This window comes from Modestobacter sp. SYSU DS0290 (assembly GCF_054050955.1).
Genome location: NZ_JBJHAI010000001.1, coordinates 48,053 through 68,256 on the forward strand (window position 1 = coordinate 48,053; position 20,204 = coordinate 68,256).

Annotated in this window: 23 protein-coding genes; 11 read left to right on the plus strand and 12 right to left on the minus strand. The window is 73.9% G+C overall.

Features of this window, described 5'->3' with window-relative positions:
• Positions 1-3: 3 nt before the first annotated feature.
• The 6 genes from ACI795_RS00265 to ACI795_RS00290 form a co-directional block, all read right to left on the minus strand.
• Entirely contained in the window at positions 4-831 is an 828-nt protein-coding gene (locus ACI795_RS00265; protein ID WP_457072961.1) for a formate/nitrite transporter family protein, read from the minus strand.
• Positions 832-914: 83 nt separating this feature from the next.
• Positions 915-1,643, minus strand: coding sequence for a hypothetical protein (locus tag ACI795_RS00270; protein ID WP_457072963.1), 729 nt, complete (start codon positions 1,641-1,643; stop codon positions 915-917).
• Positions 1,640-2,542: an ABC transporter ATP-binding protein gene (locus ACI795_RS00275; protein ID WP_457072965.1), complete on the minus strand. Its 903-nt coding sequence runs from the start codon at positions 2,540-2,542 to the stop codon at positions 1,640-1,642. The genes ACI795_RS00270 and ACI795_RS00275 overlap by 4 nt, the downstream gene beginning before the upstream one ends.
• Positions 2,543-2,643: 101 nt before the next feature.
• A complete protein-coding gene (locus ACI795_RS00280) occupies positions 2,644-3,657 on the minus strand; it encodes an ABC transporter substrate-binding protein (protein WP_457072966.1) in 1,014 nt (337 codons plus the stop codon).
• A gap of 77 nt (positions 3,658-3,734) precedes the next feature.
• A complete protein-coding gene (locus tag ACI795_RS00285) occupies positions 3,735-4,532 on the minus strand; it encodes an FAD-binding oxidoreductase (RefSeq protein WP_457072968.1) in 798 nt (265 codons plus the stop codon).
• Positions 4,532-5,143: a sulfite oxidase-like oxidoreductase gene (locus ACI795_RS00290; protein WP_457072969.1), complete on the minus strand. Its 612-nt coding sequence runs from the start codon at positions 5,141-5,143 to the stop codon at positions 4,532-4,534. The genes ACI795_RS00285 and ACI795_RS00290 overlap by 1 nt, the downstream gene beginning before the upstream one ends.
• Positions 5,144-5,342: 199 nt before the next feature.
• On the opposite strand from ACI795_RS00290, the gene ACI795_RS00295 reads away from it, so the two are divergent.
• Genes ACI795_RS00295 through ACI795_RS00305 form a run of 3 tightly spaced genes read left to right on the plus strand, consistent with a single transcriptional unit; the run spans position 5,343 to position 8,789 of the window.
• Positions 5,343-6,053, plus strand: a complete 711-nt coding sequence (locus ACI795_RS00295) for a succinate dehydrogenase cytochrome b subunit (RefSeq protein ID WP_457072970.1) — start codon at positions 5,343-5,345, stop codon at positions 6,051-6,053.
• 13 nt (positions 6,054-6,066) lie between these two features.
• Positions 6,067-8,013: a fumarate reductase/succinate dehydrogenase flavoprotein subunit gene (locus tag ACI795_RS00300; RefSeq protein WP_457072971.1), complete on the plus strand. Its 1,947-nt coding sequence runs from the start codon at positions 6,067-6,069 to the stop codon at positions 8,011-8,013.
• A gap of 17 nt (positions 8,014-8,030) precedes the next feature.
• Complete coding sequence (locus ACI795_RS00305; protein WP_457072972.1) at positions 8,031-8,789, plus strand: succinate dehydrogenase/fumarate reductase iron-sulfur subunit; 759 nt, start codon at positions 8,031-8,033, stop codon at positions 8,787-8,789.
• A 79-nt stretch (positions 8,790-8,868) separates the two neighbouring features.
• Here ACI795_RS00305 and ACI795_RS00310 read toward each other — a convergent pair whose 3' ends face one another.
• From ACI795_RS00310 to fdhA, 3 genes are all read right to left on the minus strand, one after another.
• Entirely contained in the window at positions 8,869-9,477 is a 609-nt protein-coding gene (locus ACI795_RS00310) for a GDSL-type esterase/lipase family protein (RefSeq protein ID WP_457072973.1), read from the minus strand.
• Positions 9,478-9,539: 62 nt separating this feature from the next.
• Positions 9,540-9,737 (minus strand): hypothetical protein, encoded by a 198-nt coding sequence (locus ACI795_RS00315; protein WP_457072975.1) that lies wholly within the window; start codon positions 9,735-9,737, stop codon positions 9,540-9,542.
• Between the two features lie 76 nt (positions 9,738-9,813).
• Positions 9,814-11,037, minus strand: a complete 1,224-nt coding sequence (fdhA, locus tag ACI795_RS00320; RefSeq protein ID WP_457072976.1) for a formaldehyde dehydrogenase, glutathione-independent — start codon at positions 11,035-11,037, stop codon at positions 9,814-9,816.
• 243 nt (positions 11,038-11,280) lie between these two features.
• On the opposite strand from fdhA, the gene ACI795_RS00325 reads away from it, so the two are divergent.
• The 5 genes from ACI795_RS00325 (at position 11,281) to ACI795_RS00345 (ending at position 15,699) form a co-directional block, all read left to right on the plus strand.
• The gene (locus ACI795_RS00325; RefSeq protein WP_457072977.1) at positions 11,281-12,195 is read left to right on the plus strand and encodes an MIP/aquaporin family protein; all 915 of its coding nucleotides are present in this window, start codon (positions 11,281-11,283) and stop codon (positions 12,193-12,195) included.
• A 16-nt stretch (positions 12,196-12,211) separates the two neighbouring features.
• Positions 12,212-13,213 (plus strand): dihydroxyacetone kinase subunit DhaK, encoded by a 1,002-nt coding sequence (gene dhaK / locus ACI795_RS00330; RefSeq protein WP_457072979.1) that lies wholly within the window; start codon positions 12,212-12,214, stop codon positions 13,211-13,213.
• A gap of 2 nt (positions 13,214-13,215) precedes the next feature.
• Positions 13,216-13,848: a dihydroxyacetone kinase subunit DhaL gene (gene dhaL, locus ACI795_RS00335; RefSeq protein WP_457072980.1), complete on the plus strand. Its 633-nt coding sequence runs from the start codon at positions 13,216-13,218 to the stop codon at positions 13,846-13,848.
• Between the two features lie 6 nt (positions 13,849-13,854).
• On the plus strand, positions 13,855-14,265 hold the full coding sequence (gene dhaM / locus ACI795_RS00340; RefSeq protein ID WP_457072981.1) for a dihydroxyacetone kinase phosphoryl donor subunit DhaM: 411 nt from the start codon (positions 13,855-13,857) through the stop codon (positions 14,263-14,265).
• A gap of 129 nt (positions 14,266-14,394) precedes the next feature.
• Entirely contained in the window at positions 14,395-15,699 is a 1,305-nt protein-coding gene (locus tag ACI795_RS00345; protein WP_457072983.1) for a C40 family peptidase, read from the plus strand.
• Between the two features lie 3 nt (positions 15,700-15,702).
• On the opposite strand, the gene ACI795_RS00350 is transcribed toward ACI795_RS00345, so the two are convergent.
• Positions 15,703-16,683, minus strand: a complete 981-nt coding sequence (locus tag ACI795_RS00350) for an LLM class flavin-dependent oxidoreductase (RefSeq protein ID WP_457072984.1) — start codon at positions 16,681-16,683, stop codon at positions 15,703-15,705.
• Between the two features lie 90 nt (positions 16,684-16,773).
• On the opposite strand from ACI795_RS00350, the gene ACI795_RS00355 reads away from it, so the two are divergent.
• From ACI795_RS00355 to ACI795_RS00365, 3 genes are all read left to right on the plus strand, one after another.
• Positions 16,774-17,706: a hypothetical protein gene (locus tag ACI795_RS00355; protein ID WP_457072986.1), complete on the plus strand. Its 933-nt coding sequence runs from the start codon at positions 16,774-16,776 to the stop codon at positions 17,704-17,706.
• A gap of 108 nt (positions 17,707-17,814) precedes the next feature.
• The gene (locus tag ACI795_RS00360; RefSeq protein WP_457072988.1) at positions 17,815-18,174 is read left to right on the plus strand and encodes a hypothetical protein; all 360 of its coding nucleotides are present in this window, start codon (positions 17,815-17,817) and stop codon (positions 18,172-18,174) included.
• Between the two features lie 81 nt (positions 18,175-18,255).
• Positions 18,256-18,660 (plus strand): hypothetical protein, encoded by a 405-nt coding sequence (locus ACI795_RS00365; protein ID WP_457072990.1) that lies wholly within the window; start codon positions 18,256-18,258, stop codon positions 18,658-18,660.
• Positions 18,661-18,685: 25 nt separating this feature from the next.
• On the opposite strand, the gene ACI795_RS00370 is transcribed toward ACI795_RS00365, so the two are convergent.
• Entirely contained in the window at positions 18,686-19,300 is a 615-nt protein-coding gene (locus ACI795_RS00370; RefSeq protein WP_457072992.1) for a hypothetical protein, read from the minus strand.
• A gap of 101 nt (positions 19,301-19,401) precedes the next feature.
• Positions 19,402-20,136, minus strand: a complete 735-nt coding sequence (locus ACI795_RS00375) for a GAF and ANTAR domain-containing protein (RefSeq protein ID WP_457072993.1) — start codon at positions 20,134-20,136, stop codon at positions 19,402-19,404.
• Positions 20,137-20,204: the final 68 nt, after the last annotated feature.

Consider the following 20,204-nt stretch of genomic DNA (forward strand, 5'->3'; position numbering starts at 1 on the left):
CCGTCAGTCCCCGGCAGCGGCTGCGGCCCGCTCCTCCTGGATCATCCCCTTGCTGCGCACCAGCCGGAGCAGGGTCACCACGAACAGGCCGCCGGCCATGTTGAGCAGCGTGGTGTACCAGAACCAGGCCAGCCAGTCGCCGTAGCCGAACGGCGCCCCGGCGTGCAGCGCCGCGAAGATGATCAGCGAGTCCAGGATCGAGTGGAACAGCTGCAGGCCGGCGAGTACCAGGGCGCCGGCGACCGCCGCCACGATCTTGGCCGGGTCGGACTCGGTGCCGTGCTGCATCCGGGTCATCAGCGTGATCGCGATGCCGGCCAGGAAGGCCAGCGAGGCCGACTGCAGGTCCAGCGGGGCGTCGACGAAGTGGACGGCGCTCTCGATCGCGGTGGCCCGCAGGTCGGGGAAGGCCCGGACGACCAGCCACATGAACATCCACCCGCCGAGCAGGTTCGTCAGCAGGGTGCCGCTCCACAGCTTCCCGAGCTGCCCGTAGCCGGCCCGGCCGGCGGCCACGGCGGTCACCGGCACGAGGAAGCCCTCGGTGAACAGCTCGCTGCGGGCCAGCAGCAGCGCGATGAAGCCCACCGAGAAGGCGAGCCCGGCCAGCAGGTGGCTCTCGGTCTCGGCGTACACGGCGAACAGCAGGAGCACGCCGGTGGCCACCTCGAGCCCGCCGGCGAAGCCGGTGGTGAGGACCTCCCGCCAGCTGCGGTGGAGGCGCTGGGCGCCGTCGCTGACGATGACGTCGAACGCCTGCTGCAGCTCGTCCTCGGTGGGGCCCGGCGTCTCGCCGAGCTCCTCCCGTGCGTCCTCCTCGCGGATGCTCACGGCGTTCCTCCCCTGACCGGTGGCCGGGCAGGGCTCGCCACGGTCCGGCCGCGCACTACCCACTGGGGCGCGGCGCACACCCCTCAGACGTCGCGGCGGACGAGGAGCACCGCGGCGAGCAGCCACACCCCGCCGGCCCAGGCGGCGGTCACGGCCAGGCCGACCGGCCAGCCCGGCCCGTCGGCCAGGAACGGCACCCCGCCGACCCGCAGCACCGGCAGCGCCTGCGCCAGCGACGTGGTGACGTCGCCGAACAGCGGCAGCACCAGCGGCAACCCGAACACCAGCCCGATGCCCGCGCCCACCCCGCCGGCGGTCGACCGCAGCGCGGCGCCCAATCCCACCGCCAGCACCGCGGTCAGTGCGGCCCCGGCGGTCTGCAGCAGCAGGGCGCCGCCCACGCCGGAGCCGGCGAGCGGGACACCGCCCGGCACGCCGGTGAGCGTCCGGGCCGCCACCCAGCAGACCAGCGAGAGCAGCGCGGTCAGCAGCCCGACCGCGCCGGCGACGACGACGGTCTTGCCCGCCAGCCACCGCACCCGGCGGGGAACCGCGGCGAGGGAGGCCAGCACCATGCCGCTGCCGAACTCCCCCGCGCCGGCGACGACGCCCAGCACGACCACCACGAGCTGGGCGAAGCCGAACCCGATCAGCGCGATCCCGACGGCGTCGCCCGCGTCGTCGGCGGACGGAGTGGTGGCGGCCGCCAGCCAGCCGAACCCGACCGCCAGCAGGGCGTACACCGCGACGGCCCACCAGGTGGAGCGCAGCGAGGCGAGCTTGGTCCACTCGCTGCGCAGCAGGCCGGTCACCGCGTGCCGGTCCGATACTCGACGTCGGCCCCGGTGAGCGCGTAGTAGGCCGCCTCCAGCGACGACGTCGTCCGGGTCAGCTCGTGGACCGGCACGCCGACGGCGAAGGCGACGTCGCCGACCTGCCCGGGGTCCAGCCCCCGCACGGACAGGGCACCGTCCGGCTCCACGGCGACCCGGGCGCCGGCCCGCTCCAGCGCCCCGGCGAGCGAGGCGCTCCGGGGCGAGCGCACCCGGACCGCGGCGTCCGCGCCGAGCAGCTCGGCCATCGGCACGTCGGCCAGCAGCCGGCCGCGGCCCATCACCAGCAGGTGGTCGGCAGTGTCCTGCATCTCGCTCATCAGGTGGCTGGAGACCAGCACGGTGCGCCCCTCGGCGGCCAGGTCGCGCAGCAGCTCCCGGACCCACCGGATGCCGTCGGGGTCCAGCCCGTTGACCGGCTCGTCGAGGACGAGCACCTCCGGGTCACCGAGCAGGGCGACGGCGATGCCCAGCCGCTGGCCCATGCCCAGCGAGAACCCGCGCACCCGCTCGTCGGCGACGTCGGCCAGCCCGACCAGGTCGACCACCTCGTCGACCCGGACCCGGGGCAGCGCGTTGCTCTGCGCGAGCGCCAGCAGGTGGCGGTAGGCGGTCCGCCCGGGGTGCCGGGCACGCGGGTCGACCAGTGCCCCGACGCTGCGCATCGGCTCGCGCAGCCCCGCGTAGGGCACGCCCAGCACGGTGGCGGTGCCCGCGGTGGGCCGGGTGAGCCCGAGCACGCAGCGCATCGTCGTGGTCTTGCCCGACCCGTTGGGGCCCAGGAAGCCGGTGACCCGGCCGGGTTCGACCCGGGCGGTGAGCTCCTCGACCGCCACACGCGCCCGGTACCGCTTGGTGAGGCCGTCGAGCTCGATCACCCCACCACCCCAGCAGACGCCGGCGCACCCCGGCGGCGACACGCGGGGCCCCGTGCCCCCACCCCGAGCGTCAGCCAGGGATGGGGCACGGGGGCTCTGCCTCAGCCGAGCGCGGGCACCTCGGTGGCCGGGTCGCCGTCGGCCGCGGCGGCCAGCGCCGGCACGACCTCGTCCAGCAGGTAGGGCATCGACAGCGGGCTGCCGAAGCCGAGCGCGGCGGCGACGTCACCGTCGTAGCCGCCCAGCAGGACCGTGCGCCCCTCGCTGACGACGTCCAGGCCGGAGAAGAGCGGATCGGCCGCCGCGTCCTCGGCGGTGTACCCGAGGACGGCGAGGACGTCGGCGTCGAGCAGGTCCAGCCGCTCCGGGCTGACGTCGGTGCTGGTCTCGGGGACGGTGAACCCGAGGTCGGTGAAGAACTGGGTGCGCAGGTCGTCCTCGCCGAGCAGGTAGTGGCCGGAGCCGACACCGGTCAGGTCGACCGCGATCGGCGTCCCGGCGAACCCGGGGTGCTCGCTCGTCGCCTGCTCGAACTGGCCTTCGACCTCGTCGACGAGCTGCTGCGCCGCGTCCTCCCGGCCCAGCGCCTGCCCGGTGAGCAGGGTCTGCTCCTGCCAGGGGGTGGCGCCGTCGGCGTACTCGTCGGTCTGCGCGAGCGTCGGGGCGATGCCGGACAGCTGGTCGTAGACGCCCTGGTCCATGAAGGAGTAGACCCCGACGATCAGGTCGGGGTCGAGCGCCGCGACGGCCTCGACGTCGATCTCCGCCCCGCCGATCGTCGGCAGTTCCGCACCGTCGAGCTGCTCGGCCGCCCAGGGGCGACTGGGGGCGTCGTAGTCCCCGAGGTTCTCGCGGACGCCGACCGGGGTCACGCCCAGGGCCAGCACGAAGTCCGCGTCGTTGAAGCCGACGGTGACCACCCGCTCGGGCTCGGCCGGGATCTCGGTGGTGCCGAACTTGTTCTCGATGGTGACCGGGAAGGCCTCCGAGGACGAGGACGACCCGGCGGCCGGCGCGGTGCCCTCCTCGTCGGAACCACCGCAGGCGGCCAGCCCGAGGACGGCGGTGAGGCCGGCGACCAGGACGGCGGCGCGGCGGACGGGACGGCGGGGCACGGCGGGCTCCTCAAGATCAACGACAGACGGGCAGAGGTTAGCCTTGCCTTGGTCGACCTGGGAAGCCGCCCCTTCTGTCAGCGCGCCGGCTGCTCCAGCGCCGAGGGGCCGAACCGCTCCACCCGGATCGAGGACGGGTCCAGGCCCAGCCCGACGAGCAGCTGGCTGGCGGCCTCGGCGAACGCCGCCGAGCCGCAGACGAACGCGGTCTGCCCCTCCTCCCAGAGCGGCAGCAGGTCCATCGCGGTCAGCCGGGCGGCCGGGCGGATGCCGTGCGCCTCCCGGGTGGTCGCGATCAGCGCGCCGGCCGCCGCGAGCTCGTCGGCATAGGGCAGCTCGGCCAGCGTGCGGGCGGAGACCGCCACCCGGAGCAGGTCGAGCCGCCCGATGTCGCGGGCGTGCCGCACCATCGCCACCAGCGGGACGACGCCCGTCCCGCCGCCGACCAGCAGCGCCGGGGTCCGCCCGTCCCAGACGAACCACCCGCCGATGGGCCCGCGCACCTCCAGCTCGTCGCCGGGCTCCACCACGTCGGCGAGGTAGGTGCTCACCTCACCGTCGTGCAGCCGCTCGACGAACAGCTCGACCAGCGGGTCGCCCGGCGCCGAGGCGACCGAGTAGGACCGCTGCGCCGTGTAGCCGTCCTCGGCGGTCAGCCGGACGACGTAGTGCTGGCCGGGCAGGTGGTCGACCCGGTCGTGCACGTCGAGCCGCAGCTCCACCGACCGGGCGATCGGCCGGCGCACCCCGGCGACGGTCGCAGCCCGCCAGCCACCGGCCGGAGCGGGGCTGCCGCCGGGCGGTCCACCCGCGGTGACCGACGTCGCGCCGGAGGTGGGCGTCACGGCGCCCGAGTCCGGTCCCGAGTCCGCCATCAGTCGCCCTGGTACCGCTGCTGCTTCCACGGGTCGCCCCGGTCGTGGTAGCCGTTCTGCTCCCAGAAGCCCGGCTGGTCGCGCTTGAGCAGGGTGATCTTGCTGATCCACTTGGCGCTCTTCCAGAAGTACAGGTGCGGGACGAGCATGCGCACGGGGCCGCCGTGCTCGATCGGCAGCGGCTGACCCTCGTACTCCCACACCAGCCAGGCCTTGCCGCCGGTGACGTCCTCCAGCGGCAGGTTGGTGGTGTAGCCGGTCTTCGACGTCGCCATCACGAACCGCCCCTCGGCGGTCGGCCTCGCGACGTCCAGCAGCGAGTCGACGCTGATCCCGGCGAAGTGGGTGTCGAACTTCGACCAGGTGGTGACGCAGTGGATGTCGCCGCTGTAGGCGGACGCCGGCAGCGCGTGCGCCTCGTCCCAGGTCCAGGTCGTCGGGTTCTCCACCTCGCCGTCGACGGTGATCGTCCAGGTCTCCGGGGCGATCCGCGGCGTGGGCTCGGCGGTGAGCACCGGCCAGTCACCACCGACGTCGTACTGGCCGGGTGGGAGCCGTGGGTCGCTGGGGCCGCGACGGCGGCCGAGGAAGCCGCGAGTGGGTCCGGGCACGTCCGAAGTTCCTCTCTGACCGGCCCTGGCGGGCGGGTGCGGGGCCGAACGGCGGAGATCATCCTCCTCCTCGGCCGCCGGCGTCGCCTCCGGGTCGCCGCCGCCGCGGACGACGCCACAGGTGAGGGTCGCCTTACATGAGCCGTGTCACGGCGGGTTCACCTGGGTGTCACTGGGCACAGGGAATACCTTGGGTCCCGTGGCGACGACGACGACGCAGCAGGCTCCACGGAGGGCCCCGAAGACCGGCCGGTTCAGCAACTCGGTCGTCAAGAAGACGGTGATGGCGGTCAGCGGGATCATCATGATCCTGTACTTGATCGCCCACATGATCGGCAACCTGCACGCCTTCGAGGGTGCCGAGTCCTTCAACCACTACTCCGGGTGGATCCGCAGCATCGGCGAGCCGGCCGTGCCGACCCAGACGGTGCTCTGGATCATCCGGCTCGTGCTGCTGGTGTCGGTGGTGGCGCACTTCTGGGCGGCCATCTCGCTGTGGCGCCAGGCCAAGCGCGCCCGCCCGGTGGCCTACGCGACGAAGAAGCGCGTCCAGCAGAGCTTCGCCTCGCGCACCGTCCGCTGGGGCGGCGTCATCCTCGCGCTGTTCATCATCTGGCACATCCTGGACCTGACGCTGGGCACCGTGAACCCGGCCGGGCACGACACCACGCCGTACGAGCGCCTGGTCGCGAGCTTCTCGAACATCCCGATCACGCTCTTCTACGTCGTGTCGATGCTGCTGCTGGGCCTGCACCTGCGGCACGGGATCTTCGCCGCCACCCAGACCCTCGGGCAGACCAACAAGAAGCGCGAGCGCGCTGTGAACGCCCTGGCCTACGTCGTCGCCACCGTGCTCACCGTGGGCTTCCTGCTCGTGCCGCTGTCCATCGCCTTCGGCCTGATCGACTGACGGGAACCCAGCCATGCCTCTCGAGCTCTTCACCGTCGGCGAGCCGATCGCCGACACCAAGGCCCCCCGCGACGTCCCCATCGCCCAGCGGTGGGAGGAGCGCAAGTTCCGCGCCCGGCTGGTCAACCCGGCCAACCGCCGGCGGCTGTCGGTCATCGTGGTCGGCACCGGCCTGGCCGGTGGCTCGGCGGCGGCGACGCTCGCCGAGATGGGCTACCGGGTCAAGAACTTCTGGTTCCAGGACAGCCCCCGCCGCGCCCACTCGGTCGCCGCGCAGGGCGGGATCAACGCCGCGAAGAACTACCGCAACGACGGCGACAGCGTGCACCGGCTGTTCTACGACACGGTCAAGGGCGGCGACTTCCGCTCCCGCGAGGACAACGTGCACCGCCTGGCCGAGGTGAGCACCAACATCATCGACCAGTGCGTCGCCCAGGGCGTCCCCTTCGCCCGCGAGTACGGCGGCCTGCTGGACAACCGCTCCTTCGGTGGCGCCCAGGTGTCGCGCACCTTCTACGCCCGCGGCCAGACGGGCCAGCAGCTGCTGTACGGCGCCTACCAGGCGCTGGAGCGGCAGATCGGGCTGGGCAACGTCGAGCAGCACCCGCGCACCGAGATGCTCGACCTGATCGTCGTCGACGGCCGCGCCCGGGGCATCGTCGTCCGGCACCTGATCACCGGAGAGATCACCTCGCACATGGCCGACGTCGTCGTGCTCGCCTCCGGCGGGTACAGCAACGTCTTCTACCTCTCCACGAACGCCAAGGGCTCCAACGTCACGGCGGCCTGGCGGGCGCACAAGCGGGGCGCGCTGTTCGCCAACCCCTGCTACACCCAGATCCACCCGACCTGCATCCCGGTCAGCGGCGACTACCAGTCGAAGCTGACGCTGATGAGCGAGTCGCTGCGCAACGACGGCCGCGTGTGGGTGCCCAAGGAGCGCGGCGACACCCGCGACCCGCGGCAGATCCCCGAGGACGAGCGCGACTACTACCTGGAGCGCATCTACCCGGCGTTCGGCAACCTGGTGCCCCGCGACATCGCCTCCCGCCAGGCCAAGAACGTCTGCGACGAGGGCCGCGGCGTGGGCCCGAACGGGCTGGGCGTGTACCTGGACTTCTCCGACGCCATCCAGCGGCTGGGCCGCAAGGCGATCGAGGCCAAGTACGGGAACCTCTTCGACATGTACAACCGGATCACCGGGGAAGATGCGTACGAGACCGGCATGCGCATCTACCCGGCGGTCCACTACACGATGGGCGGGTTGTGGGTCGACTACGACCTGCAGTCCACGATCCCGGGCCTGTTCGTGATCGGCGAGGCCAACTTCTCCGACCACGGTGCGAACCGCCTGGGTGCCAGCGCCCTCATGCAGGGGCTGGCGGACGGGTACTTCGTGCTGCCGAACACGATCAACGACTACCTCGCCGACGGCCCGTTCCCCAAGGTCGACACCACCCACCCCGCGGTGGTCGAGGCCGAGCAGGGCGTCCGGGCGCAGACCGAGAAGCTGCTGTCGATCAACGGCACCCGCACGGTCGCCTCCTTCCACCGTGAGCTCGGCAAGCTCATGTGGGACCTGTGCGGGATGGAGCGCTCGGAGGAGAGCCTGCGCAAGGCGCTGGACCGCATCCCGGAGATCCGCCAGGAGTTCTGGACCAACGTCAAGGTCTCCGGCGAGCAGGGCATCTTCAACCAGAACCTCGAGCACGCGGGCCGGGTGGCCGACTTCATCGAGCTCGCCGAGCTGATGTGCGTCGACGCCCTGCACCGCAACGAGAGCTGCGGCGGCCACTTCCGGGCCGAGAGCCAGACGCCTGAGGGTGAGGCGCTGCGCGACGACGAGAACTTCGCCTACGTCGCCGCGTGGGAGTACACCCCGGAGGGCGTGCCGCCGGTGCTGCACCGCGAGGCCCTCGAGTACGAAGTCGTCCACCTCGCACAGCGGAGCTACAAGTGACCACCACAGAGCCACGCATGATGAGCCTGACCCTGCGCATCTGGCGCCAGCGCGACCGGACGCAGAAGGGCAAGATGGTGACCTACCACGTCACCGACGTCTCGCCGGACATGTCCTTCCTCGAGATGCTCGACGTGCTCAACGAGAAGCTGATCCTCGACGGCGACGACCCGGTGGCCTTCGACCACGACTGCCGCGAGGGCATCTGCGGCTCCTGCGGTCTGATGATCAACGGCATCGCGCACGGCCCGGAGCAGGCGACCGTCTGCCAGCTGCACATGCGGTCGTTCTCCGACGGCGACGTGCTGGACATCGAGCCGTGGCGCTCCGGCGGGTTCCCGGTGGTCAAGGACCTCGCGGTCGACCGCTCGGCGTTCGACCGGATCATCTCCGCCGGCGGGTTCATCAGCGTCCCGACCGGCACCGCTCCCGACGCGCACGCCGTCCCGGTGCCGAAGAAGGACTCCGACGCGGCGTTCGACGCGGCGACCTGCATCGGCTGCGGCGCCTGCGTCGCCGCCTGCCCCAACGGCTCGGCGATGCTGTTCACCGCCGCCAAGGTGGCCCACCTCGGTCTGCTCCCCCAGGGGCAGCCGGAGCGCGACACCCGGGTGCTCCGGATGGTGGCCCAGCAGGACGCCGAGGACTTCGGCGGGTGCAGCAACATCGGCGAGTGCTCCGCGGTGTGCCCGAAGGGCATCTCGATGGAGACCATCTCCCGGCTCAACCACGACCTGCTCGGCGCCCTCCGCGCCGGGGCGGTGCCCACGAGCTGACGGAGGACCCCCTTCCAGGCGGGCGGGCACCCTCTCGGGGGTGCCCGCCCGTCGTCGTACGGGCCCGCGGGGCCGTTCCTCAGGCGGCGTCGGCCGCCCGGCGCGCCACCAGCGCCCGCAGGTGCGGGGCCAGCGCGTCGGCGACCAGCGCGTAGCCGGCCGAGGACGGGTGGAACCGGTCGGCGGAGAACAGCCCCGGCTCGGCGGCGAACCGGGCGGACAACGCGGGGGTGACCGGGGCGACGACTGCGCCGGCCGCCTCCGCGGCGGCGGTCTGCCGGGCGCGCGCCTGGTCGCAGACGGCCGCCACCGCGGAGCGGAACGCCGGCGGCACCCAGGCCACCGCGGACAGGTCGGGGGTCGGGACGACGAGCACCCCGGTCCCCCGCCGGCGCAGCTCGGCGACCGCGGCACCGAGGGCCGCGGCCCCCTGGACCGGCGGCACCTGCCGGGTCAGGTCGTTGGCGCCGATCACCAGCAGGGCGACGTCGGCGTCCTGCGGGGCCCGGCGCACCTGGACGTCGAGGTCCAGCGAGGTCGCCCCGGGGACGGCGGCCACGGTGCGGCGCACGCGGTGCCCCGCCGCCTCGAGCTCGCGGGTCAGCCGCGCACCGAGGGTGTCGTCCGGCGTGGCGGCACCGGTGCCGAAGGCCAGGGAGTCACCGAGGACGAGGAGGTGCAGGGTCACGCCGGGTACAACGGCGCACCGTCGTGCGGTGTTGCGTGAGCTGCGGCTCGGTCCGGCGTGCGTCAGCCGCCGCGGGCGAACAGCTCGGCGGCCATGGCGTCGTCGATGAACGGGTACTTCACCTTGAACTGCGCCAGCGCGTCGGCGACGGAGAGGACGTGGGTCTCCCGCCTCCCGGCGGCGTCCACGGTCTGCACCGTGACCATCTCGCCGTTGATCGGGACCCAGTGCGTCTCGGCGTAGTCGGTGAAGACGTTCACCCGACCATCCTCCCCCGCGATCGCGGGAGGACCACGCCGGCCCGGCACGGCGCCGGGCCGGCGCGGTCGAGCCGGGTCAGGCGGCCTTGCCGGTCATCCCGTGCGGGTCGATGACGTACTTGCGCGAGGCCCCGGAGTCGAACTCCTGGTACCCGCGCGGGGCGTCGTCGAGGCTGATCACCGTGGCGTTGACCGCCTTCGCGATCTGCACCTTGTCGGCGAGGATCGCCTTCATCAGGCCCAGGTTGTAGCGCATCACCGGGCACTGCCCGGTGGTGAACGACAGCGACTTCGCCCAGCCGGTGCCCAGGCTCAGCGACAGCGCGCCGACCTTCGCCGCCTCGTCGATGCCGCCGGGGTCGCCGGTGACGTAGAGGCCGGGGATGCCGATGGCGCCGCCGGCGGCGGTGACGTCCATCAGCGAGTTGAGCACCGTGGCCGGCGCCTCCGTCGCCGCACCCTCACCGTGCCCGCGGGCCTCGAAGCCGACGGCGTCCACCGCGGCATCGACCTCGGGCACCCCGAGCAGCTGCTCGACCTGGTCCTTCGGATCGCCCTTGCTGACGTCGACGGTCTCGCAGCCGAACGACCGGGCCTGCGCCAGGCGGTCCTCGTTCAGGTCCCCGACGATCACCACCGAGGCGCCCAGCAGCTGCGCGGAGACCGCCGCCGCCAGCCCGACCGGCCCGGCCCCGGCGATGTAGACCGTCGACCCCGTGGTGACCCCGGCGGTGTAGGCGCCGTGGTACCCGGTCGGGAAGATGTCCGAGAGCATCGTCAGGTCCAGGATCTTCTCCAGCGCCCGGTCCCGGTCGGGGAACTTCAGCAGGTTCCAGTCGGCGTAGGGCACGGTGACGTACTCGGCCTGCCCGCCGACCCAGCCGCCCATGTCGACGTAGCCGTAGGCCGCGCCGGGCCGGGCCGGGTTGACGTTCAGGCAGATGCCGGTCTTGCCCTCCTTGCAGTTGCGGCAACGCCCGCAGGCGATGTTGAACGGCACCGAGCAGATGTCACCGACGTCGATGAACTCGACGTCGCGGCCCTTCTCCACGACCTCCCCGGTGATCTCGTGGCCGAGCACGAGGTCCGGCGGAGCGGTGGTCCGGCCGCGGACCATGTGCTGGTCGCTGCCGCAGATGTTGGTGGTGACCACCTTGAGGATCACCCCGTGCTGCAGCTGCCGGCCGACGTTCGCCGGGTTCACCCCGGGACCGTCCTGCAGCTCCAGCTTGGGGTAGTCGATGTCCTGGACCTCGACCTTGCCCGGTTCGATGTACGCAACGCCTCTGTTGCCGGCCATCTTCTGGCTCCTCCTGCTCGGGGACCGTGCTCCGGTGCGACTCCCCGGCCGACGGGACCGGCCGGCGGGCCACGGCCCGATCCTGCTCCTCGGCCCCCTCCCGCGCAGCCCTTCCGGCACGGCGCCGTCGGCTCCCGCGCGAGAGCCCGGACGATCTCGATCCGCGCACCGGACTCCATTGCGGAGAGATCTGGATCACACCAAGCTGGGCTCCGTCCACCCGCCGCCGCGTTGGAGGGGACCGTGTCCGAGCCCGTCAAGCAGCGCACGCTCGCCGCCGAGATGGCCGCCGAGTTCGCCGGGACGTTGATCCTGATCCTGTTCGGCGTCGGCGTCGTCGCCCAGGTGGTGGCCGGCGGGCTGGGCGACCACGACAGCATCGCCTGGGCGTGGGGCCTGGGGGTGGTGCTGGGCGTCTACACCGCCGCCCGGGTCAGCGGCGCGCACATCAACCCGGCGGTCACCCTCGCCCTGGCGGTGTTCCGCGGCTTCCCGTGGCGGAAGGTCGGCCCGTACGCGCTGGCCCAGACGCTGGGCGCGATGGCCGGCGCGGCCCTGGTCCGCTGGAACTACAGCGAGGTCATCGCCGCGATCGACCCCGATCACACGATCGCCACCCAGGGGATCTTCTCCACGCTGCCGGGCAACGGCGAGCTGCCGGTCGGCACCTGGGGCGCCTTCCGCGACCAGGTCATCGGGACGGCGATCCTGCTGTTCCTGGTGCTGGCGGTGACCGACCTGCGCAACACCGCGCCCGGGGTCAACATGGGCCCCTTCGTGATCGGCCTGATCGTGGTGGCGATCGGCATGGCCTGGGGCACCAACGCCGGTTACGCGATCAACCCGGCCCGCGACTTCGGCCCCCGACTGGTCTCCTACCTGACCGGCTACGGCGGGGCCTGGCGGGATCAGAACGGCGACGTGTACTGGTGGGTGCCGATCGTCGGCCCGCTGGTCGGCGCCGTCGTCGGGGCCCTCCTCTACGACCTGCTGGTCGGCCGTCGCTTGCCGGTGGAGGACGAACCGGAGGCCGGCCGCGCACCCATCGAACCCGACGCGGTCACCGGCGACCGCACCACCGCACGCCCGCGGGCTGTCGCGGACGAGAGCCACCCGGCCGAGGCACGCGGGCGGCCCCGCGCCGCCGACGGACCCTGACCACCCGAGGAGACCCGTGCAGAAGCTGATCAACTCCCCCGCCGACGTCGTCGCCGAGTCGCTGCGCGGCCTGGCGATCGCCCACCCGGAACTGCGGGTCGACCACCCGAACCGGGTCGTCTTCCGCGGCGATGCCCCCGTCCGCGGCAAGGTCGGCATCGTCTCCGGCGGCGGGTCGGGGCACGAGCCGATGCACGGTGGGTTCGTGGGGTCCGGGATGCTCGACGCCGCCTGCGCCGGGGAGGTGTTCACCTCCCCGGTGCCCGACCAGATGGTCGCGGCGACCACCGGCGTCGACGGCGGTGCCGGGGTGCTGCACCTGGTGAAGAACTACACCGGCGACGTCATGAACTTCGAGATGGCCGCCGAGCTGGTCGCCGCCGAGGCCGGCACCGAGGTCGTCTCGGTGGTCGTCGACGACGACGTCGCGGTGCAGGACAGCCTCTACACCGCCGGACGGCGGGGTGTGGGGGCCACCGTGCTGGCCGAGAAGACCGCCGGGGCCGCCGCCGAGCAGGGGCGCCCGCTGGCCGAGGTGGCCGAGGTCGCCCGCACGGTGAACGCCCGCAGCCGCAGCATGGGCGTCGCGCTGACCTCGTGCACCGTGCCCAGCGCCGGCACCCCCACCTTCGAGCTGCCCGAGGGCGAGATGGAGGTGGGCATCGGCATCCACGGCGAGCCGGGCCGCCGCCGGGTGCCGGTGGCACCGGCCCGGGAGGTCGCGGAGATGCTGCTCGAGCCGGTGCTCGCCGACCTGGACTTCACCGCCGGGGACGGGACGCTGGTGTTCCTCAACGGCATGGGCGGCACCCCGCTGATCGAGCTGTACCTGGTGTTCGGCGAGGTCGCGCAGGTACTGGAGAAGGCCGGCGTGCAGGTGGCCCGCTCGCTGGTGGGCAACTACATGACCAGCCTGGAGATGGCCGGGTGCTCGGTGACCCTGCTCCGGATGGACGACGACCTGCTCCGGCTGTGGGACGCACCGGTGCGCACCCCGGCGCTGCGGTGGGGGGTGTGAGCGTGGCCGACGAGCTCTCCCTCGACGCGCTCCAGGCCTGGGTGCGGGCCTTCGCCCGGGCCGTCGCCGAGCACCGGGACGAGCTGACGCGGCTGGACCAGGCGATCGGCGACGGCGACCACGGCACGAACATGGACCGGGGCATGGCCGCGGTGGTGGCCGCGCTGGACGACGCGCCGCCGGCGGATGCCGCCGCGTTGTTCAAGCAGGTGGGGACCACGCTGGTGAGCAAGGTCGGGGGCGCCAGCGGCCCGCTGTACGGCACCTTCTTCCTGCGCCTGGCCGCCGCGGGCGGCCCCGGCACCTGGGACGCGGCGACCTTCGCGAAGGCGCTGCGCGCCGGGCTCGACGGCGTCGTGGCCCGAGGGAAGGCCGAGGCCGGGGACAAGACGATGCTCGACGCGCTCATCCCGGCGTGCGACGCGCTGGACGCGGGCCTGGCCGCCGGACAGCCGCTCGGCGAGGCGCTCGCGGCAGCCGCCGCGGCCGCCCGGGCGGGCCGGGACGCGACCGCACCGATGACCGCGCGCAAGGGCCGGGCCAGCTACCTCGGTGAGCGCAGCGCCGGCCACCAGGACCCGGGGGCCACCTCGACCACGCTGCTGGTCGAGGCCGCGGCCGCCGAGCTGGGCTGACCGGCGGTGGCGCAGGTCGGGATCGTGGTCGTCTCGCACAGCCGGCCGCTGGCCGAGGCGGCGGTGACACTGGCGCGGCAGATGCTCACCTCCCGGGACGTGCCGATCGAGGTGGCGGCCGGGCTGGACGACGGCGAGCTGGGCACCGATGCGGTGGCGATCTCCGCGGCGCTGACCGCGGCGGACCGCAGCGACGGCGTCGTGGTGCTGATGGACCTGGGCAGCGCGGTGCTCTCGGCGGAGACCGCGCTGGAGCTGCTCGACGACGAGCTGCGCGAGCGGGTGGTGCTCTCCCCCGGGCCGCTGGTCGAGGGGCTCGTGGGCGCCGCCGTCGTCGCCGCGGGCGGCGGCGACCGTGGGAAGGTCGCCGCCGAGGCGGCCCGCGGCCTGGCGCCCAAGCAGGCACACCTGGGCTGATCCGCGCCGCCGGCGCGGGTTGCTTGCGGCAACTCAGTTCACTCCCGCCTCTCAAGCACCTCCGGCACCACGCCGATCAGGTGGTCAGGTCACCCGGACGGGTGAACGGACCAGCTGAGGAGCGCGATCGTGAGCACGCAGGTGTCGGCCGGACGCGGGGTCGGAGCACGGCTGGCGCGCCGGGCGGCAGGCGTCGTCGCCGCGGTCGCCGTCGCGCTGGTGGTCGCACCGGGCGTCGCCGCCGCCACGCCGGGGAACCCGAGTGACGCCCAGCTGCAGGCCGCCGAGCAGGCCAAGGCCGACGCCGCCGGGCAGGTGGGCGTCGTCGCCGCCCAGCTGGCCGGCGCCCAGGCCGAGCTGGCCGCCGCCCAGGCGCAGTCGGCGATCGCGCTGGACACCTTCCAGGGCAAGCAGGCCGAGTACGAGGCGGCGCAGGCCGCCGCCGAGGAGGCCGCCGCGGCGGCACGCCAGGCCGCGGCCGACCTCGCCGACGCGCGCGGCGCGGTCGCGGCCTTCGCGCGCAGCAGCTACGTCCAGGGCAGCACCTCCCCCGGCATCACCGCCCTGCTGAGCGCCGGCGGCCCGGCCGAGGTGCTGGAGCGCGCCGCGCTGCTGGACGCCGCCGGGGCGCACCGGACCGACGTGCTCGCCCAGGTCACGGTCGCCGAGCAGCAGGCGACCGCGGCCGACACCGCAGCCCGGGACTCGCTGGCCCACGCCGAGGTCCTGCGCCAGGAGGCCGCCGGCGCGCTGGCCGCCGCCGAGCAGGTCGAGGCCGGCGCCCGCCAGCAGGCCGCCGCCCTCTCCGCCCAGCAGGGCCAGCTGCAGGACCAGCTGGACGCCGCCCAGCAGACGCTGTCCGGGCTGCAGGGGGCGCGGACCGCCGCCGAGCAGCTGCAGCGGCAGCAGGCCGCCGAGGCGCAGCGCAGGGCGCAGGCCCAGCCGGTGCGTCAGCAGGTCTCGTCCAGCGGTGGGACCACGAGCACCCCGACCGCGCCGCGGGCCGGGGCCGGGGCCGGCTCGGCCTCGGCCGTCGAGACCGCGATCGACGCGGCCGAGCGCCACCTGGGCACCATCTACTCCTGGGGCGGCGGCTCGCTGACCGGCCCGAGCGTCGGCTGGGGCGTGGACGCCGGCGTCGTCGGCTTCGACTGCTCGGGGCTCACCCGTTACGCCTACGCCCAGGCGGGGATCAGCATCCCGCGCAACAGCCGCGCCCAGTACGCGGCGCTGCCCAAGGTCGCCCGCGCCGACCTGCAGCGCGGCGACCTGGTGTTCTGGGCGACCGACACCAGCAACCCGGCGACCATCCACCACGTGGCCATCTACCTGGGCAGCGGGCAGATCCTCGAGGCCCCGCAGAGCGGCTCGGTCATCCGGGTCACCTCGATGCGCTGGGGCGGCTTCATCGGCGGCGTCCGCCCCAGCGCCTGAGCGTCAGTCGGCGACGGCCTCGGCGGTCAGCTCCACCGAGCGCAGCCGACCCTCGGTGGTGGGCGACTGGTGGGCGACGATCAGCTCGTCGGCGTCGGCCAGCTTCACGAACCGGTCGAGGAAGTCCCCGACCTGGGCCGGGGTGCCGACGGCGGTGTGGGTGAGCATCGAGCCCACGTGGTGGCCGGCGCCCTGCTCGAGCAGCACGTCCGCCTCCTCGTCGGTCAGCGGCCGGCCGCGGCCGAACAGCCCGATCGCCAGGTTCCGGCGCACCGCGACCAGGTTCTGCTGCGCGGCCTCCTCGGTGTCGGCGGCGACCACGTTCACCCCGGCGATCACGTACGGCTCGGCCAGCTGGTCCGAGGGCTTGAACTCCCGCCGGTAGGTGGCGACGGCGGCCTCCAGCGCCTGCGGGGCGAAGTGGCTGGCGAAGGCGTACGGCAGGCCCAGCGCCGCGGCGAGGTGCGCGCCGAAGAGCGAGGAGCCGAGGATGTACAGCGGCACGTCGGTGCCCTTGCCGGGGATCGCGTCCACGCCGGGGACCCGGGAGTTGCCGGTCAGGTAGGCCTGCAGCTCCAGCACGTCCTGCGGGAAGGTGTCCGCGGAGTTCGGGTCCCGCCGCAGCGCGTACATGGTGTTCTGGTCCGAGCCCGGGGCCCGGCCCAGGCCCAGGTCGATGCGGTCGGGGTACATCGCGGCGAGCGTGCCGAACTGCTCGGCGATCGTCAGCGGCGAGTGGTTGGGCAGCATGACGCCGCCGGCTCCGAGCCGGATGGAGCTGGTCTGCGCGCCCACGTGGGAGATCAGCACGCTTGTCGCCGAGGAGGCGATCGTGGGCATGTTGTGGTGCTCGGCGTACCAGACGCGCCGGTAACCGGCGGCCTCCGCGCGCTGGGCGAGGGCCACGCTGGCCGCGATGCTGCTGCTCACGGTCTCCCCGCGGGCGATCGGGGCGAGGTCGAGGACGGACAGCGGGATGCGCATGAGGTGCAGGCCTTCCAGTCGGTTGCCCGGCACAACGCGCAGGTCGCGGGGCTGCTTCCCGGCGAGCGGGTGCGCTGCCACACTGCGCCGGTGACCCGCCCGGACACCCGCCGTCCGCGACGGCGCGCACTCGGGCACGGGGCCGCGAGCTACGTGCTGGGCGTGGCGGTCTCCTTCGTGGGCGGCCCGCTCCTGCTGGGGGCGGCCTTCGGTGGGCCGACCTGGGTCCTGGGGGCGCTCGCCGTCGTCGTCGTGGTGACCGCCGCGGGCTGCTCCGCCCTCGACCGGTTCGCCGGCCCGCCCGATCCCGACCGCACGGGCGTCGTCCTGCGGGGCACCACCGTGGCGGTGGTCGGCTGCGGCACCGTGCTGCTCGGCGCCTGGGCCGGGCTGCAGCTGCGGGTGCACGACGTCGTCCCGGCGCCCCTGCTGTTCGCCGCGGCCGGCGTGCCGTTCGCGGCGGTGGCCACGCTGCAGTGGCCGGGGCGCCCGCGCCGGATCACCGTCGGGGTGCTCGCGCTCGCCGTCCTCGCGGCGGTGCTGCCGCAGGTCCCCGGCGCGCTGGACGCGGCCCGGGACCGCAGGGTGCTGGCCGTGGCCGGGACGCTGCAGCGCCCGTGGGTCACCGACGCCCCCGGGCTGGAGCTGGCGTCGGTGCACTACGACGGCAGCGAGGGCGTGCTGGCCAGCTACCTGCCGGTCGACGGCCCGGCCGGGGAGGAGATCACTCTCCGCGTCCAGCCGTCGACGGCAGCACCGGCCGGCTGCGGCTCCGCCGCGTCCCTGGTGTCCCGGTACTGGGAGGGCCTCCCCCTGGTCGACTGCCGGCCCGTCGCCGCCGGGGCCTGGCGGCGCACCAGCGCGGCGGGTCACGAGTTCCTCCGCGAGGTCGACGGGACGACGGTGGCCGTGGGCGCTTCCCTGGCGGTGCCCGCGGAGGTCCTCCGGACCGCCTTCGACGCCGCACGGCCGATGACCGACGACGAGCACTCCGCCTGGGTGGACGCCGAGGCCGCCGACTGAGCGGTGCGGAGATGGCCGGCGGGCGACGTCCCGTCTCGTCCGGCACGCGGGTCACATCCGTCGCGCGCCTCACCCGGCGTACATGATCAACGCCATACAGTCCGCCTCGTGCCGGATCTGGGGATGACGACGCTCGCGGGCGCACCGTTGGACATCGAGTTCTTCCACCTGGGCGAGTGGTTCCCCGCCGCCCTGCTGGGCTGGCGCCACGACGCCTGGGGGACCTGCGAGCTGCGGGTCCAGTTCGAGATCGGTGGGCTGAAGCGGGCCAGCTGGATGCCGCTGGCCGACGTCCGGCTCCCCCGGTGGCAGGCCGCCCGGTACACCCCACCGCCGGTTCCCCGGCACCGGGCCGACGACGACCTGGTCGTCCCGATCCGCTACGACCGCGGGTGGGACACCCCGGCGCCGGCGGAGTGGGACGTCCCCCGTCCGCGGACCGGGGAGCACTCCTACAGCTGGGCCTGAGCCCTTCCACCGGACGGGCACCGGTGGGACCCTCGGGAGACCACGCCCCGGCCGGAGCGCGCGTCTCGACGAGGAGCCGCCGTGTTGAGCCACAGCAGTTACAGCCAGGACCACATCGACGCGCGACGGGCCGCCGTCGACGCGCGGGTGGCCGCCTGGCGGCGACTGGTCGCCGCCGTCGGCGACCACGCCGCGCTGGACGAGTTCGAGCCGGTCTTCTTCAACGACCTGGTGCTGGTGCTGGAGGGCTCCTTCGTGCACCGTGGCCGCGACGTCGAGGGCGACGGCAACGCGCTGAGCGAGGTGCGGATCCTGGCCGCCTCGCTGCTGGGCGGCGGCCGGGTGCTCGCCGACCGGAACCTGCGCTGCCCCCCGGGACACAGCGTGCTGGGCCTCCGGGTGGGCGACGAGATCGCGCTGCGCGAGGCGGACTTCATCGCCCTGGCGAAGGCGTTCTTCGCCGAGCTGGAGGCCCGCTACCTCTGAGCCGGCGCCGGCTCCCCTGTGCGGCTCAGCGGCTCTGCAGCGCGTCCAGGGCCACGGCCATCGACGCGGCCACCCGGAAGTCCAGCCGCGGGTCGGGGACCGTCACGTGGTAGCGGTCGCGGATCGCCTTCTGCCGCTCGCTGACCAGCACCGGCTGACCCGTGGCGGTGTCGGTGAAGTCGAAGTGGAAGATGAACGGCACCGGGACGTCGCCGACCACCGGGAGCATGGTCCAGACCCGGCGGACGATCGCCAGCCCCGCACGCCGCTCCTGCCCGACCGCCTCGAGCCCGGGGACGGAGAGGTTCCAGGTGGAGCGCAGCAGGCTGGCGCCGAACTGCTTGCTGAACATGCCCAGCGGCTGGCCGTGCTCGTCGTACACGTCGTGCTCGGCCGCGACGTCCAGCCGCTGGCGGGCCTTGAAGGAGAACACCCGGCGGCTCTTGGACTCGTCGGCGAAGAAGACGACCTCCTCCTTGAGCTTCATCCGCTTCTGCTCGGCGAGAGCCAGCAGCTGCCCCTCGGAGCCGTCCGGGTTGGCGCCCAGGACCTCGTAGCGGTTGACCATCATGGTGACCCGCTGCTTCACGAAGAAGGCGGGCACGACCATGGCGGCGGGCTGGTGCTGCGGGCTGGTCACGGCTGAGGGCTCCCGTCGAGCGTCGGACGACGGGGCGATCCTGCCGCACAGCGCCGCCCGGCGGGGACAACCCGCGCGGTGGAACGCCCGCGCCGCACCGGCTAACGGGAGCTGCCGGAGTCCGGCGCGAGCTCCCCGACCGGGAACGTCCTGTCCAGCACCCGCGCGGCCAGGTGCTCGAGTGAGACCCCCTCCGCGTAGGCCCGGGCGCGGAGCAGGGCCAGCGCGTCCGGGCTGGACACCTCCAGGGCCGCGTTGACGACGCCGATCGCCCGCCAGACCGTGGAGCGCTGCTCCGCCGCCGGGGCGTCCAGCCAGCCCGGCCCGTCGGACCGCCCCCTCCTCCCCTGGCTCTGCGCGTGCAGCAGCGCGCCGATCTCGCCGCTGACCACCAGCGCGTCCTGCAGGCTCAGCGCGCCGACGTCGCGGGGCGGCACGAGGTAGAGGTCGAGGGCGCCGATGCCCCGCAGCTGGTCCCGCAACGGCAGCGAGATGGTGCCCCGGATCCGGGTGCGGGCGACCAGGGCGTCGTGGAAGCCCGGCCACCGGTCGCGGATGGTGGCCTCGTCGGCGAGCACGGGTTCACCGCTGACGTGGGCGGCCAGACACGGGCCCTCCCCGGAGGTGAACTGCAGCCGCTCGGCCAGCGCCGACTCCTCGTCGCTGGAGCCCAGCGGCAGCCGCCGGTCGTCGAGGAAGAAGAGGCTGATGCCGGCGCCGTCCACCGGCAGCACGCGGGCGCACGCCCGGGCGAGACGTTCGGGGAGCAGCTCGGCGCCGGGCAGGTCGGCCGCTGCGACGGCGAGGGCGTGGTGGAAGTCCTGGACGAGGGGCACGTCGCTCCGGCTGGTCGTGCGCCAGCGCGGGTGCCTGACGACTGCAGCCGGCAGGTCCTGCCGGCTCC

What these genes read in the sequence shown, in the direction of transcription:
- ACI795_RS00350 (WP_457072984.1), bottom strand. Translation starts at nt 16,683, where the DNA reads ATGCGCATCCCGCTGTCCGTCCTCGACCTCGCCCCGATCGCCCGCGGG.
- ACI795_RS00300 (WP_457072971.1), top strand. Translation starts at nt 6,067, where the DNA reads ATGCCTCTCGAGCTCTTCACCGTCGGCGAGCCGATCGCCGACACCAAG.
- fdhA (WP_457072976.1), bottom strand. Translation starts at nt 11,037, where the DNA reads ATGGCCGGCAACAGAGGCGTTGCGTACATCGAACCGGGCAAGGTCGAG.
- ACI795_RS00305 (WP_457072972.1), top strand. Translation starts at nt 8,031, where the DNA reads ATGATGAGCCTGACCCTGCGCATCTGGCGCCAGCGCGACCGGACGCAG.
- ACI795_RS00285 (WP_457072968.1), bottom strand. Translation starts at nt 4,532, where the DNA reads ATGGCGGACTCGGGACCGGACTCGGGCGCCGTGACGCCCACCTCCGGC.